The following is a 14,531-nucleotide window of genomic DNA, read 5'->3' as shown; positions in this document are numbered from 1 at the left end:
ACATCCCGGGTTACTCCGTCTCGGCCGTGACCCGCCCGGCCCGTACCGCCTCCGCCAGCGCCTGGTGATCACGCTCGTTCTGGTCCGCGTAGCGCTCCGCGAACCGCGCCACGGCGTCGTCGAAGGCCCCGCTCTTGCCCAGGTAGCCGCCGATCGCGAGCCGGTCGCCGGACCTGGCGTGCGCCCGGGCCAGCGTCGCGCCGCAGAGCGCCGCGAACCGCCCCATGCCGCCGGGCACCATGGTCTCGGTCTTGGCGATGCCCTTCCAGTCGCGCAACTGCCGTACGTAGAAGTCGCGTTGCCGTCCGTCGAAGCCGGCGACGCGCTCCCAGCCGAGGAAGATGTCGCTGGCCGCCTGCATCAACCGCTGCCCGGAGACCACGCGTTCACCCTGGTTGGCGTACCGGCTGGGCCCGGTGTGCGCGGCGAGTGCCGACTCACCGGCCTCCTTGGCCTGGAGCAGCAGCGGGTCGTCGGCGTCCTTGCCGAGCAGCAGCACGACCCAGCAGCGGGTGCCGACGCTGCCGACCCCGACGACCTTGCGGGCCATGTCCACCACCCGGTACTGCTCCAGCAGACTGCGGTGGTCCGACCGCAGCGTGTGCCCGTAGCCCTCGATGAGCTGGCGGAGCTGCTCCGCCTGCCGGTCCCGCTCCACGTCCGGCAGCAGGTCGCCCAGCGGCACGATCAGCGGGGGGTCCGGGGCGATCCGGACCCGACCGCCGACGACATGGGTGAGCTTGCGGTACGCCTGGACGGAGTCGCGGGCCCGGGCCTCCTCCATGGCCCGGGCCAGCCGCGCCCGCCCCGTGCGGTCCAGTTCGCCGGCCTCCTCGACCTGGACGTCGGCCATGTCCGCGCGGGCGTACCAGACGTCGAGGTTGCGCATGTCGGCGTACTGGCGCATCCGCTCCCGGTACGCCGCGCACGCCGAGCGGACGATGCCGGCCCGTACCTCCTCGTCGAAGCCGTTCTGCCGGCCCGCGATGGCGAGGCTGGTCGCGAGTCGCTTCACGTCCCACTCCCAGGGGCCCGGCAGGGTCTCGTCGAAGTCGTTGATGTCGAACATCAGACGGCGCTCCGGGGAGGCCAGCAGCCGGAAGTTCAGCGCATGGGCGTCCCCGCACAGCTGGGTGGTCAACCCGGTGGACGGGGTGGTGGCCAGGTCGGCCGCCATGATGGCGGCGGCCCCGCGGTAGAAGCGGAACGGCGACTGGAGCATCCGGCCGTAGCGCAGCGGCACCAACTCCCCTACGCGCTCGGCCGATTGTCGCTCCAGGATGTCCACCGGGTCGGCGCGGCCGAGCCCGGGGGAGAACTCCGCATGGCCGGAGCGGGGCACCTCGGTGCGAAGTGCCCTGCCCCGTGCCGCACGCTCCTGGGGGGTGAGTGCAGCGGATTCCGAGGCCATGGTGGGGTTCACCCGGCCTCAGGCCGTCTGGTGTCGGTGGTCCCCCGCGCACAGCGCCCAGATGATGAAGATGTCCACGGCGATCACGACGATGGCCCAGAACGGGTAGTACGGGATCCACAGGAAGTTCGCGAGCGCACTGAGGCCCGCGAGGACGACACCGAGCACCCGCGCCCACATCGCGCCGGTGGTCAGCAGCGCGATACCGGCGAGCAGGATCACGATGCCGAGGATGAGGTGGATCCAGCCCCAACCGGTGAGGTTGAAGGAGTAGACGTAGTTCCTCGTCGTGATGATGAGGTTGTCCTTGGCGATGGCGGAGATGCCCTCCAGGAGGGTCATCGCGCCGCCGAAGATCATCAGGACTCCGGCGAATGCCGTCCAGCCGCCGACGACGGCCTGTTTCTGAGGGGCCATTGGGTCACTCCTCACTTGAGAAACCGCGCCGCCGGCTCATGATCCCGCCGGTGGCCATGCCCTGGTTCCACGTTTCCACATGTACCGGTCATCCGCATGTCAGCCGACCCCCGGTCAGCCGGCGGGCGGCCGTCAGCCGTTCCAGGTCCACTCGGCGACCTCGGGCAGGTCGATGCCGTGCGCGCGGATCCAGGCATGGTGACGGGTCCGGACGTCGGCCATCGCCTGGCGCACGGCGACGGCGCGGACCCCGAGGCCCGGCACCCGGTCGATCACGTCCATCACCAGCCGATACCGGTCGAGGTCGTTGCGGACCACCATGTCGAACGGCGTGGTCGTGGTGCCCTCCTCCTTGTAGCCGCGGACGTGCACATTGCGGTGGCCCGCGCGGCGGTAGCCGAGCCGGTGGATCAGCCAGGGGTAGCCGTGGTACGCGAAGACGACCGGCTTGTCACGGGTGAAGAGGGCGTCGTACTCGAAGTCCGGCATGCCGTGCGGGTGTTCCCCGGGCGGCAGCAGCCGGGCCATGTCGACGACGTTGACCACGCGCACCGCCAGCTCCGGCAGGTGCCGGCGCAACAGACCGGCGGCGGCCAGCGTCTCCTGGGTGGGCACGTCCCCGGCGCAGGCCAGCACGACGTCCGGGTCCCGGCTGCCGTCCTCGGTGCCCGCCCACTCCCAGGCGCCGGCACCGCGCGCGCAGTGCGCCCGGGCCTCGTCGAGGGTGAGCCAGTCGAAGGCGGGCTGCTTGCCGGCCACGATCACATTGACGTAGTCGCGGCTGCGCAGCACATGGTCCGCCACCGCCAGCAGGGTGTTGCTGTCCGGCGGCAGATAGACCCGGACGACCTCCGGGCTCTTGTTGAGGACGTGGTCGACGAAGCCCGGGTCCTGGTGCGAGAAGCCGTTGTGGTCCTGCCGCCAGACGTGCGAGGTGAGCAGGTAGTTCAGCGAGGCGACGGGGCGCCGCCAGGGCAGCCGGCGGGCGGTCCGGAGCCATTTGACGTGCTGGTTCACCATGGAGTCCACGAGGTGCGCGAACGCCTCGTAACAGGAGAAGAGCCCGTGCCGACCGGTCAGCAGGTAGCCCTCCAGCCACCCCTGGCACAGGTGCTCGGAGAGCACCTCCATGACCCGGCCGTCCGGGGCGAGGTGCTCGTCGGTGTCGAGGGTCTCGGCGTGCCAGGCCTTGCCGGTGACGTCGTAGAGCGCGTCCAGCCGGTTCGACGCGGTCTCGTCGGGGCCCACGACCCGGAAGTCGCGGCGCTCCGCGGTGGCCTCCATGACCGAGGCCAGCAGCCCGCCCAGCACCCGGGTCGGCTCGTGCAGCACGGTGCCGCGCTCGTCGACCTCGACGGCGTGCCGCTCCAGTGGCGGCAGCGGCAGATCGCGCACCAGCAGCCCTCCGTTGGCGTGCGGCGAGGCGCCCAGCCGGCGCGGACCCGTGGGGACGCAGGCGAGCACCTCCGGTCGTGGCCGGCCCGCGGCGTCGAAGAGCTCCTCGGGCCGGTACGAGCGCAGCCACTCCGCCAGCTGCCGCAGCCGGTCGGGGTTGTCGCGGACGCCGGCCAGCGGGACCTGGTGCGCGCGCCAGGTGCCCTCGACCGGCAGTCCGTCGACCTCGCGCGGGCCGGTCCAGCCCTTGGGCGTCCGCAGCACGATCATGGGCCAGCGGGGGCGCTCCGTCGCGCCGTCGGTACGGGCCCGGCGCTGGATGTCGGAGATCCGGTCCAGGCAGCGGTCCATGGCGGTGGCGAACGCCTGGTGCACGGCCGCGGGGTCGTCGCCGGCGACGTGGATCGGCTCGTGGCCGTAGCCGCGCAGCAGGGCGTTCAGCTCGTCCTGCGGCACCCGGGCGAGCACCGCCGGGTTGGCGATCTTGTAGCCGTTGAGGTGCAGTACGGGCAGCACGGCACCGTCGTGCACCGGGTCGAGGAACTTGGTGGAGTGCCAGGACGCGGCGAGCGGCCCGGTCTCCGCCTCCCCGTCCCCGACCACGCAGACGACCAGCAGCTCCGGGTTGTCGAACGCCGCGCCGTAGGCGTGGGCGAGCGAGTAGCCCAGCTCGCCGCCCTCGTGGAGGGAGCCCGGTGTCTGTGGTGCGACATGGCTGGGCACCCCGCCGGGGAACGAGAACTGGCGGAACAGCCGGGCCATGCCCGCGGCGTCCCGGCTGACGTCCGGGTACGTCTCGGAGTAGCTGCCGTCCAGCCAGGAGTTGGCCAGCACGGCCGGGCCGCCGTGCCCCGGGCCCCATACGCACAGCGCGTCGAGCGCGCGGGCGTTGATGACGCGGTTGAGGTGGGTGTGCACCAGGTTCAGCCCGGGCGAGGTGCCCCAGTGGCCCAGCAGCCGCGGCTTGATGTGCTCGGGGCGCAGGGGCTCGGCCAGCAGCGGATTGTCCGTCAGGTAGATCTGCCCGACCGACAGGTAGTTGGCGGCCCGCCAGTGGGCGTCCAGCGTCCGCAGCTCCTCGGCGTCCAGGACCCCCGGTGCCGGTGCCGCAGCCGGGGAAGCGGCGTCGTGCATGCTCATCTCCTCACCCAGACGGCGGGCAACGGGCGTGCACCGGGCGGGGGTCGGACGTGCACCGTTCCCTCCACCTTGCGGTGGTGACGGAGCGCATGCAACCGGGGGCGCCCGGTTCAGTCCGGTGGCTCGGGGGAGGGGTTCTCGTCCGGTCCGGTGCCGGGCGGTTCGTCCGGTCCGGGACCCGGCCCGTCCGGTTCGGGTTCGGCCGGAAACGGGTCGCGCGGCAGGGGATCGGGCTGGCTCGGCACGGGGCGCGGGCCGCTGGGCGTGCGTTCGACGGCCAAGGCGATCAAGGCGATCAAGGCGATCAAGGCGATCAAGGGGGTCAAGGCGATCAAGGCGATCAAGGGGGTCATGGCGGTCATGGTGCTCTCCTTCCTCTCCATCGTGCGCCGGCTGCTCCCTGGCGGCCCGTTCGGGAAAGCCGCCACACACGCAGGTACGAAGAGTCATGTTCGGGGCATGGATCAACGCACTGTGGCTCGTTGGTCATCGTCCGCGCGGTTCCCTGAGGGGAGCCGCCCCGCCCGTCCGCCCGTGCCGGCGGACGGTCTCAGTACACGTCGCGGACGTAGCGCTTGTCGGCCGCGAGCCGTTTGACGTAGTCGGCGGCCGCGTCCTCCGTCAGCCCGCCGTGCCCCACGGCGATCTCGCGCAGCGCCCGGTCGACGTCCTTGGCCATCCGGGACGCGTCACCGCACACATAGAAGTGGGCGCCGTCCTTCAGCCAGGACCACAGCTGGGCGCCGTGTTCGCGCATCCGGTCCTGGACATAGACCTTGGCGCGCTGGTCGCGGGAGAAGGCGGTGTCCAGCCGGGTGAGCAGCCCGTCCCGGCGCAGCCGGCCGAGTTCCTCCTCGTAGTAGAAGTCCGTGGCCCGGCGCTGTTCACCGAAGAAGAGCCAGTTCGGCGCGTGGTGGCCGCGGGCGCGCCGCTCGTCGAGGAAGCCGAGGAAGGGCGCGATGCCGGTGCCCGGCCCCACCATCACCATCGGGGTGGCGGGGTCGGCCGGCGGCCGGAAGTGGGCGGCGCGCTGCACGAAGACCGGCACCGGGCTGCCGGGCTCGGCGTCGGCCAGGAAGGAGGAGGCCACGCCCTTGCGCGGCCGGCCGTGGAGGTTCTCGTACCGGACGACCGAGACCGTCAGATCGATCCGCCCCGGGTCGGTCAGCGGGCTGGACGATATCGAGTACAGCCGGGGCTGTAGCCGGGTGAGGACCGTGGCCCACTCCGCCGCATCGGCCCGGACCGGGTGCTCGGCGAGCACGTCGACCGCCTGCCGGCCCCATGCCCACTGGGCGAACTCGCCCTTGTTGTCCGGCCGCAGCAGCTTCTTGAGCACCCGGTCACCGGTGCGTTCGGCGACCAGTCGGAGCAGGCCGGGGGTGATCCGGGAGATGTCCAGGTGGTGGTGGAGCGCCTCGCCGAGCGGCACCTCGCCCAGGTCCCCGACGGCGATGGCGGCGCTCGGGTCGAGCCCGGTGACGGCCAGCCACTCCTGGACCATGTCCGGGCAGTTCCGCGGCCGCACCCCGAGCGCATCGCCCACCTCGTAGGCCAGCGGGGCGTCCGCGCCGTCACGGTCACGGGTGTCGAAGGTGAACCGGCGCACCTCCTTGGTGGCCCCGGGACGGCTCAGCAGCTGATTGCCGACGAGCCGGGCGGTGGCCGGGGCGGCCTTGGAGGGGCGCGCCGGGGCCGACGGGGCGGGGGCCGCCGGTGCCGTGCCCGTACCCGGCCGTCCGGCGACCGCCGCTCCGCCGGCCGGCTCGCCGCCGCCGTCCTCCAGCGCCTCCAGCACCCGCTCCAGCCACTGCCCCGCCGGCTGTTCGTAGTCCGGTTCGCAGTCCGTACGCGGCACCAGGCGCACCGCGCCCAGCTCGGCGAGCCGGTCGTCGAGCCGCCGGCCGTGGCCGCAGAAGTCGTCGTACGAGGAGTCGCCCAGCGCCAGGACCGCGTAGCGCACCCCGTCCAGCCGCGGGGTGTCCGGCGCATTGAGGGTCTCCCAGAACTCCGACCCGTTGTCCGGGGCGTCGCCGTCGCCGAACGTGCTGGTGACGATCAGCAGATCGGCGCTGCGCGGCAGGGCGGCCGGTGCGCTGTCCATGCTCAGCAGCGTCGCGTCCCGCCCGCTGCCCTTCAGCCGCCGGGCCGCGTCGGCGGCGAACTCCTCCGCATTGCCGGTCTGCGACGCCCACAGCACGATCACGGCACGGGCGGACGTACCGCCCGGCGCCTTGACGGCCGGGGCCGCCGGGTGCTCCTCCGCCGTCGGTGGGGCGTCCGGGCCCCGCGAGAACATCCCGGCCAGTACCCCGTTCACCCACAGCGCGCTCTCCGGGCGGAACGGCGCCCGGGCGGGCAGCACGGGCGTGCCGACCACCGGCTGGGAGCGCAGCCCGGTGAGGAAGCCGGACAGATAGCGGCGCTCGTGCTCGGTCAGCGCCGGCGGCACGGTGTCGGGCAGCCCGAACACCTCGGTGAGCAGCGCCACCGCGCCGCCCGCCCGGTCGCCGCGCTCCGGCTCGGCCGCCTCGTCCGTGTGCGCCGTCGCGGAGCCGCCGGCCGCCCCCGTGACGTCGCCGGCGACCCGGGCCAGCGAGACCGCGCACACCTTGAACTCGGGCTGGAAGGAGATCGGATCGACCGCGTCGTGGGTCACCGCATTGACGCTGAGGTACTCGCCGAACAGGTCGTTCCAGTGGAACGGCGCGAAGCAGTTCCCCGGCCGCACCCGGTCGGTGAGCACGGCGGGCAGCACCGCCCGCCCGCGCCGCGAGGCGACCTCCACCGCATCGCCCTCCGCGACGCCCAGTGCCTCCGCGTCGCGCGGATGGATCTCCACGAACGGCCCCGGGTTGAGTTTGCCCAGGGCGGCGACCTTGCCGGTCTTGGTCAGGGTGTGCCACTGGTGCTGCAACCGCCCGGTGTTGAGCACGTAGGGGAAGTCGTCGTCCGGTATCTCGGCCGGGGGGAGGTGCGGCCGGGCGAAGAACGCGGCGCGGCCGCTCGCGGTGGGGAACGCCAACCGCGGCCGGGAGCCGTCCGGACGCTCGACCAGCCGCTGGCTGACGCCGTCGTTCAGATAGCGCACCGGATTGCGGTCCGGCCCGTCGGCGGCCGCGCTGGGCCACTGCACCGGAGTGCCCCGCAGCCGCTCGTACGACACCCCGCGCAGGTCGTAGCCGGTCTTCGGGTTCCAGGCGCGCTTGATCTCCTCGAATATCTCCTCCGCGCTGTGGTAGTCGAAGGCGTCCTCGTACCCCATCTCGCAGGCGATCCGCGCGATGATCCGCCAGTCCGGCCAGGCCTCGCCGGGCGGATCGGCGGCCTGCCGCACCAGCGTGAGGTTGCGCTCCGAATTGACCATCACGCCCTCGGACTCGGCCCACATGGCGGCCGGCAGCACCACGTCCGCGTACGCGTTGGTCTCGGTCTCGGCGAAGACGTCCTGCGCCACCACGAACTCCGCGGCCTCCAGCCCCTCGATGACCGTCCGGCGGTTGGCGACCGAGGCGACCGGGTTGGTGCAGATGATCCAGCACGCCTTGACGTCGCCGTCCGCCATCCGCCGGAACATCTCGACGGTGCCCCGACCGCCGTCGTCCTCCCGCAGCGTCCCGGCCCCGAGCCCCCAGAGCTCCTCGGTGAACGCCCGGTCCTCGGCCACCAGCGCCGACCGCTGACCGGGCAGCCCCGGCCCCATGTAGCCCATCTCGCGGCCGCCCATCGCATTGGGCTGGCCGGTGAGCGAGAACGGGCCGCTGCCCGGGCGGCAGATCGCGCCGGTCGCCAGGTGCAGGTTGACCAGCGCATTGGTGTTCCAAGTGCCGTGGGTGGACTGGTTCAGCCCCATCGTCCAGCAGCTCATCCAGGCGCCCGCCGCACCGATCCACCCGGCGGCCCGGCGGAGGTCCTCCTCCGGGATCCCGGTGATCTCCGCGACCACGGCCGGCGGGTAGTCGGCGAGGAACTCCTCCATCGCCTCCCACCCCTCGGTGTACTCGGCGATGAACGCGGTGTCGATCCGGCCGTCCTCGACCAGCAGCCGCAGCAGCCCGTTCAAGAGCGCCAGGTCGGTGCCCGGCGCGACCTGGAGGAACAGGTCCGCCTTGGCCGCGGTGGCGGTGCGCCGCGGATCGACCACGATCAGCTTGGCGCCCGCCTTCACCCGCTCCATCATCCGCAGGAAGAGGATCGGGTGGCAGTCGGCCATGTTGGAGCCGATGACGAGGAACACCTCGGCGTGCTCGAAGTCCTGGTACGAGCCGGGCGGGCCGTCGGCGCCCAGCGACAGCTTGTAGCCGCTGCCCGCGCTGGCCATGCACAGCCGTGAGTTGGACTCGATGTGCCGGGTGCGCACAAAGCCCTTGGCGAGCTTGTTCGCCAGGTACTGGGCCTCCAGCGTCATCTGCCCGGACACGTACAGGGCCAGCGCGTCCGGCCCGTGCCCGTCGACGATCTCCCGCAGCCGCCGGGCGGTCTGCCGGATCGCCGTCTCCATGGCGGTGGGCGCGGGCTCGTCGCCGCGGTCCGCGCGGACCAGAGCGGTCGACAGCCGCCCCGGTGCGGCGAGCAGCTCGGCGCTGGTCGCGCCCTTGGTGCACAGCCGGCCGCGGTTGGCCGGGTGCGCCTTGTCCCCGGCGGCCCTGCGGACGGTGCGCCGCCCCTGGCCGTCGGTGGCGACGTCGAGGACGATCCCGCAGCCGACACCGCAGTACGAGCACGCGGTCCGCACCTGCGTGGTGCTCTCTGCCAGCGGTTCCGGTGCGGTCACGGGCGGGCCCCTTCGTGGTCGGCTGCTCGACCCCGAGCCTATGAACCGCCCGTTAACCAGGTGTCACATGAAGCGATCAGCGGGCGTTACGGAGGCCACACAGTGCCACCCGGCGCTCCGTGAGAACCGTCCCGCCCGCGGCCGTGGAGGCGACGGCACGCAGATTCCCGACACCTTTGGTTGAGCGAGACAGAAAGTGTAGTCATTGCACTTTCTAAGTCGCTGTGCTTTTCTGGTGGCATGAATCCCACACCTCCCCGCATCGCGATCATCGGTGCCGGCCCCGGCGGGCTGACCTGCGCCCGTGTGCTCCAGCGGCACGGCGTCCCGGTCACCGTCGTCGACCACGAGGCGTCCGCCGACGCCCGCCCGCAAGGCGGCACCCTGGACCTCCACCGGGCGACCGGCCAGGTGGCACTGCTGGCGGCCGGCCTGCACGACGAGTTCACCGCCCTGGCCCGGCCCGAAGGGCAGCAGATGCGGCTGCTCGACCACACCGCCGCGGTGCTCTTCCAGCACACCCCGGCCGACGCCGAGACCGACCGCCCCGAGATCGACCGGGGACAGCTGCGCCGCCTGCTGCTGCACTCCCTGGCTCCCGGGACGGTGCGCTGGGGCCACTTCCTGCGCACCCTGCACCCGCTCGGCGACGGCCGCCACAGGGCCGAGTTCGACGACGGCCACACCGAGACCTTCGACCTGGTCATCGGCGCCGACGGCGCCTGGTCCCGGGTCCGGCCGCTGCTCTCCGACGCCACTCCGCACTACTCCGGCGTCACCTTCGTCGAGTGTGGCTTCGACGACGCGGACGCCCGCCACCCGGACGTCGCCCGCCTCGTCGGCGACGGCACCATGCTGGCGTCCTTCGCCGGCCGGGCACTGATCGCCCAGCGCAACAGCCACGGCCACCTCCGCGTCTACGCCGCGTTCCGGGGCTCGCAGGACTGGGCGCTGGAGGCCGGCGTGCAGCTCACGGACGTCGAGGCGGTGCGGTCCGCCCTGCTCGACCGGTTCGCCGGGTGGGACGACCGACTGCTGGCGCTGCTGCGGGAGAACGACGGCGGGTTCGTCAACCGGCCGCTGTTCGCGCTGCCCGTGCCGCACACCTGGAACCACACCCTCGGCCTCACCCTGCTCGGTGACGCGGCCCATCTGATGACCCCGTTCTCCGGCATGGGCGCCAACCTCGCCATGCTCGACGGCGCCGAACTCGCCGAGGCCCTGGTCGGCCACGACGACGCCGACGAGGCGGTGCGGGTGTACGAAGCGGCGCTGCTGCCCCGCTCCGCCGAGGCCGCCGAGGCCGCCGCCCGCGGGCTGGCCAACGCCCTCGCCCCCGACGCCCCGCAGGGCTCCCTGCGGCACCTGCGCCGGATGGCCGGAGGGGACGGGGCGTGACCGGCGCCGACGGCCCGGCGCCAGGCCGCCGCGAACGCCGCGCCCTGGAGGGGATCTTCGCGCGGCTGCGGAACGGCTGGTCCGACCTGGGTGTGTGAACCGCCTCCCGGCCGCGGCCGCCCTCCGGTTGCGGCCCCCTCGCCCCCGTCGCACGATCGGCAGCGTACGGAGAGCGAGCGGCAGTGCGGGGCGCGGCCGCCCGGCCACGACCCGGCGCAGAGGGACGGAACCCACCGTGAAGATCACTGAGCCCACCCCCGGCGCGCCCTGCTGGGTGGAGCTGGGCACCTCGGACGTCGATGCCGCCAAGGTGTACTACCGCGAGGTCTTCGGCTGGCACGCCGAGACCGACCCGCGCCCCGAGGCCGGCGGCTACACCGTGCTGCGCCTGGGCGACGCCCCGGTCGCCGCGGTGACCCCGCTGTACGCTCCCGGACAGCCGACCGCCTGGACCGTGTCGTTCGCGACGCGGGACGCCGATGCGCTGGCCGCGGCGGTCGGCGAGGCCGGCGGGCGGGTGCTGATGGCGCCGTTGGACGTCTTCGACGCGGGCCGCTTCGCCGTACTGGCCGATCCGGAGGGCGCCGTGTTCACGGTGTGGCAGGCCCGGTCCTTCGCCGGCGCCGCGGTGTTCAACCAACCGGCCTCGCTCGGCTGGGTCGAACTCGCCACCCGCGACGAGGAGGCCGCCAAGGCCTTCTACACCCGGGTCTTCGGCTGGACCGTGGGCACGCACGAGGACTACCCCCAGTGGGGCCTGGACGGGGCCGACTTCGGCGGGATGAGTGCGCTGGACGAGTTCTACCCGGACGACGTCAGGGCGCACTGGCTGCCGTACTTCGCGGTCGCCGACGTCGACGACACGGCCGCCCGGGCCGCCGAGTCCGGCGGCATGCTGCTGGTGCCCCCCACGGACGTTCCGCACGGGCCCCGGATCGCGGTGATCCGGGACCCGCAGGGGGCCTCCTTCGGCATCCATCGCGTGGGCACCGAGGGCTGACCGGCACGGCCCCTGTGGGGTGCACATGTTCTTGTCACACGATCGGCGGCCTGTTCGTCGTTGCACCGCAGCGCATGGGCGTTTTGAGCGTAATGTCCACTCCGCGCCAATGGGTGGCATTGCGCGTCAAGAACAGGAGAACCCCCTATGTCCACGACTGAAATCCTCGTGGCCCGAGGTAAGAAGCTGGCAGCCGTCACGGGTGCGCTGACCGCGGCGGTCGCCCTCGGCGCGACGCTGTCCGTCGCGTCCCCCGCCCACGCGACGCCCGAGCCCATCACCACCATGAAGCCCTACGGCACCGTCACCGCGAAGATGGGCCTGAGTGCGCGTCAGTACCCCAGCACGGACGCCTCCGTGCGTGGCTACTACCGTCACCGCGCGCAGATCGGCCTGGTGTGCAAGGTCCGCACCCAGAGCGTCGGCGGCAACAGCGTCTGGTACCTCACCCGCGAGGAGCGCGGAAGCTGGATCACGGCGAAGTACGTGACCAACGCCGGTTACGTCAAGTACTGCAAGGACGTGCAGCGCGGCGGGATCCGGCCCGGCAGCGGCAACGCGGCGAAGCACGCCGTGGGGTGAGGCGCCGGGGGCAGGCCCGGTTCGGCGTGCGGTAGCTGCCGGACCGGGCCTTTGTGTGTCGCGGGTCAGGTCAGCCCGTCCCGGCCCCACCGCGGTGTTGATCGTCGTTCAGGGCGTAGGGCGTAGGGTGGACGGCCGTGCGGGGAGGGCCCCTTCCGTATTTCTGGAACAAGTTCTACTGTGCCCCGACCAGGATCCGACGGGGCGTCAGAACCGCACAGACGGCCCCCGGACCGGACGACCGGACCGGACGAACGGGAGGGGCCGTGCACCTCGAATACACCCCCGAGCAGCAGCAGTTGCGCGCCGAGCTGCGCACCTACTTCGCCGCACTGGTGCCGGACAATGCCTACGCACGCTACGCCGACCCCGCCGCCCAGAAGCGCTTCTACCGCGAGACCGTGCGCCGACTGGGAACCGACGGCTGGCTCGGCGTCGGCTGGCCAAGGGAGTTCGGCGGCCGCGGGATGACCCCGATGGAACAGTTCATCTTCTTCGACGAGGCCGCCCAGGCGGGCGTGCCGCTGCCGCTGATGGCGCTGAACACCGTCGGCCCGACGATCATGCAGTTCGGCACCGACGAGCAGAAGGCCTCCTTCCTGCCCAGAATCCTCTCCGGCGAGATCGACTTCGCCATCGGCTACAGCGAACCGGACGCCGGCACCGACCTGGCCGCCCTCAAGACCCGCGCGGTGCGGGTGGGCGACGAGGAGAGCGGCCACTACGTCGTCAACGGACAGAAGATCTGGACCACCAACGGGGACACCGCGGACTGGGTCTGGTTGGCCGTGCGCACCGATCCTGACGCGCCGCCCCACAAGGGCATCACCATGCTCCTGGTCCCCACCAGCGACCCCGGCTACTCCTGCACCGTCATCAACACCCTCGCCTCCCACGACACCACCGCCAGCTACTACGAGGACATCACCGTCCCGGCCACCCGCCGGGTCGGCGAGGAGAACAAGGGCTGGCGGATCATCACCAACCAGCTCAACCACGAACGGGTCACCCTCGCCGCCCACGGCACCATGGCCATCCGCGCGCTGCACGACGTCCAGCGCTGGGCCGCCGGGACCAAGCTCGCCGACGGCCGCCGGGTCATCGACCTGGGCTGGGTGCGCGGCCGGCTGGCCCGCACCCACACCAGACTGGACGCCATGAAGCTGCTGAACTGGCAGATGGTCGACGCGCTCCAGCACGGCACGCTCACCCCGCAGGACGCCTCCGCGGTCAAGGTCTACGGCTCCGAGGCCCGCCGGGACGCCTACGTTTGGTTGATGGAGGTCGTCGGCTCCGCGGGCCCGCTCAAGGAGGGCTCGGCCGGTGCGGTGCTCCACGGCGAACTGGAACGCGGCTACCGCTCGGCCGTGATCTTCACCTTCGGCGGTGGCAACAACGAGATCCAGCGGGAGATCATCTCGTGGATCGGCCTCGGGATGCCCCGGGTGCGACGCTGACCGGCCTGCGGGAGGTGTGGTGATGGCGGGCGACCCCGGGCTCTTCGGCCCCCGTTCGGTGACCTGGCAGCTGCACGGCGACCCGATGATGTGGATCGCGGGCGTCCGTGCGCTCTACCTCCAGGCGCTGCACCCGTCCGCGGTGCGCGGGGTCCTCCAGAACTCGGCTGCTTTCCAGATGGACGACAGGGGCCGGCGTGACGCCTGGGGCAGGCTGATGCGCACCGCCGACTTCGTCGGCACCGTCACCTACGGCACCACCGACGCCGCCGAGCGGGCCGGCGCGAGGGTTCGCGGGATCCACCGCCGGCTGACCGCCACCGACCCGGCCACCGGCGAGCGCTACCGCATCGACGCACCGGACCTGCTGCTGTGGGTGCACTGCGCCGAGGTGGACTCCTACCTCCACGTGCTGTGCCGCTCCGGCTTCCCGCTGAGCGCCGCCCAGGCCGACCGCTACCTCCGCGAGCAGCGGGCGAGCGCCCGGCTGGTGGGCCTCGACCCGGAAGGCGTACCCGGCGACCGGGCCGCGCTGGCCGCCTACTTCGACCGGGTGCGGTCCGAGCTGGCGCTGACCCCCGAGGCCCGCGCGGTCGACGACTTCCTGTGCCGGCCCCCGACCCCCGCCCCGCTCGTGCCGGCCCGTGCCGTGGTGTGGGGGTGGGTGGCCCGGCTCGCCTACGGCGCACTCCCGGCGTACGCCCACGAGCTCTACGGGCGCCCCGCACCCCCGCCGCGTGCCGTCACCCGCCGGCTCCGCGCCACCGGCCGCCTCCTTCGCGCCATTCCGCCCACGGTCCGCTGGCAGCTCCCACCCCGTCATATCCTGCGGGCCGTCGCACGACTGGGCCCCGACACCCGTCCAGCGGCCTACAAGCTCCGCCGTTCCACGGCCATACTGGACGCACAGCTGGACACGCAGGGGGAGCTGCGCGGCTGACCGGCAACGGGGACGGG

Annotated in this window: 10 protein-coding genes; 5 read left to right on the top strand and 5 right to left on the bottom strand. The window is 72.7% G+C overall.

The window, feature by feature from the left end:
• Positions 1–10: 10 nt before the first annotated feature.
• The 5 genes from AB0C96_RS17055 to AB0C96_RS17035 form a co-directional block, all read right to left on the bottom strand.
• Positions 11–1,411 (bottom strand): DUF2252 domain-containing protein, encoded by a 1,401-nt coding sequence (locus tag AB0C96_RS17055; protein WP_362918146.1) that lies wholly within the window; start codon positions 1,409–1,411, stop codon positions 11–13.
• Positions 1,412–1,429: 18 nt separating this feature from the next.
• A complete protein-coding gene (locus AB0C96_RS17050; RefSeq protein ID WP_362918144.1) occupies positions 1,430–1,828 on the bottom strand; it encodes a hypothetical protein in 399 nt (132 codons plus the stop codon).
• 132 nt (positions 1,829–1,960) lie between these two features.
• Positions 1,961–4,357, bottom strand: a complete 2,397-nt coding sequence (locus AB0C96_RS17045) for a phosphoketolase family protein (protein ID WP_362918142.1) — start codon at positions 4,355–4,357, stop codon at positions 1,961–1,963.
• Positions 4,358–4,473: 116 nt separating this feature from the next.
• Positions 4,474–4,725, bottom strand: a complete 252-nt coding sequence (locus AB0C96_RS17040) for a hypothetical protein (RefSeq protein ID WP_362918140.1) — start codon at positions 4,723–4,725, stop codon at positions 4,474–4,476.
• 188 nt (positions 4,726–4,913) lie between these two features.
• Complete coding sequence (locus AB0C96_RS17035; RefSeq protein WP_362918138.1) at positions 4,914–9,137, bottom strand: bifunctional nitrate reductase/sulfite reductase flavoprotein subunit alpha; 4,224 nt, start codon at positions 9,135–9,137, stop codon at positions 4,914–4,916.
• Between the two features lie 240 nt (positions 9,138–9,377).
• On the opposite strand from AB0C96_RS17035, the gene AB0C96_RS17030 reads away from it, so the two are divergent.
• The 5 genes from AB0C96_RS17030 (at position 9,378) to AB0C96_RS17010 (ending at position 14,514) form a co-directional block, all read left to right on the top strand.
• Positions 9,378–10,535, top strand: coding sequence for an NAD(P)/FAD-dependent oxidoreductase (locus AB0C96_RS17030; protein ID WP_362918136.1), 1,158 nt, complete (start codon positions 9,378–9,380; stop codon positions 10,533–10,535).
• A 235-nt stretch (positions 10,536–10,770) separates the two neighbouring features.
• On the top strand, positions 10,771–11,535 hold the full coding sequence (locus AB0C96_RS17025) for a VOC family protein (protein WP_362918134.1): 765 nt from the start codon (positions 10,771–10,773) through the stop codon (positions 11,533–11,535).
• A 147-nt stretch (positions 11,536–11,682) separates the two neighbouring features.
• A complete protein-coding gene (locus AB0C96_RS17020; protein ID WP_362918132.1) occupies positions 11,683–12,117 on the top strand; it encodes an SH3 domain-containing protein in 435 nt (144 codons plus the stop codon).
• A gap of 266 nt (positions 12,118–12,383) precedes the next feature.
• Positions 12,384–13,574: an acyl-CoA dehydrogenase family protein gene (locus tag AB0C96_RS17015; protein ID WP_362918130.1), complete on the top strand. Its 1,191-nt coding sequence runs from the start codon at positions 12,384–12,386 to the stop codon at positions 13,572–13,574.
• Positions 13,575–13,596: 22 nt separating this feature from the next.
• On the top strand, positions 13,597–14,514 hold the full coding sequence (locus AB0C96_RS17010; protein ID WP_362918128.1) for an oxygenase MpaB family protein: 918 nt from the start codon (positions 13,597–13,599) through the stop codon (positions 14,512–14,514).
• The last annotated feature ends 17 nt before the right edge of the window (positions 14,515–14,531 follow it).

Origin of the sequence: Streptomyces sp. NPDC048506, assembly GCF_040651315.1 — a bacterium.
Classification (GTDB): domain Bacteria; phylum Actinomycetota; class Actinomycetes; order Streptomycetales; family Streptomycetaceae; genus Streptomyces.
Note: the sequence above shows the minus strand (reverse complement) of the source record. Positions and strands in the feature narration are given on the sequence as shown.

Excerpts from the sequence above, each read along its gene's own strand:
- AB0C96_RS17055 (WP_362918146.1), bottom strand. The coding sequence starts at position 1,411 with ATGGCCTCGGAATCCGCTGCACTCACCCCCCAGGAGCGTGCGGCACGG.
- AB0C96_RS17050 (WP_362918144.1), bottom strand. The coding sequence starts at position 1,828 with ATGGCCCCTCAGAAACAGGCCGTCGTCGGCGGCTGGACGGCATTCGCC.
- AB0C96_RS17045 (WP_362918142.1), bottom strand. The coding sequence starts at position 4,357 with ATGCACGACGCCGCTTCCCCGGCTGCGGCACCGGCACCGGGGGTCCTG.
- AB0C96_RS17040 (WP_362918140.1), bottom strand. The coding sequence starts at position 4,725 with ATGACCGCCATGACCCCCTTGATCGCCTTGATCGCCTTGACCCCCTTG.
- AB0C96_RS17030 (WP_362918136.1), top strand. The coding sequence starts at position 9,378 with ATGAATCCCACACCTCCCCGCATCGCGATCATCGGTGCCGGCCCCGGC.
- AB0C96_RS17020 (WP_362918132.1), top strand. The coding sequence starts at position 11,683 with ATGTCCACGACTGAAATCCTCGTGGCCCGAGGTAAGAAGCTGGCAGCC.
- AB0C96_RS17010 (WP_362918128.1), top strand. The coding sequence starts at position 13,597 with ATGGCGGGCGACCCCGGGCTCTTCGGCCCCCGTTCGGTGACCTGGCAG.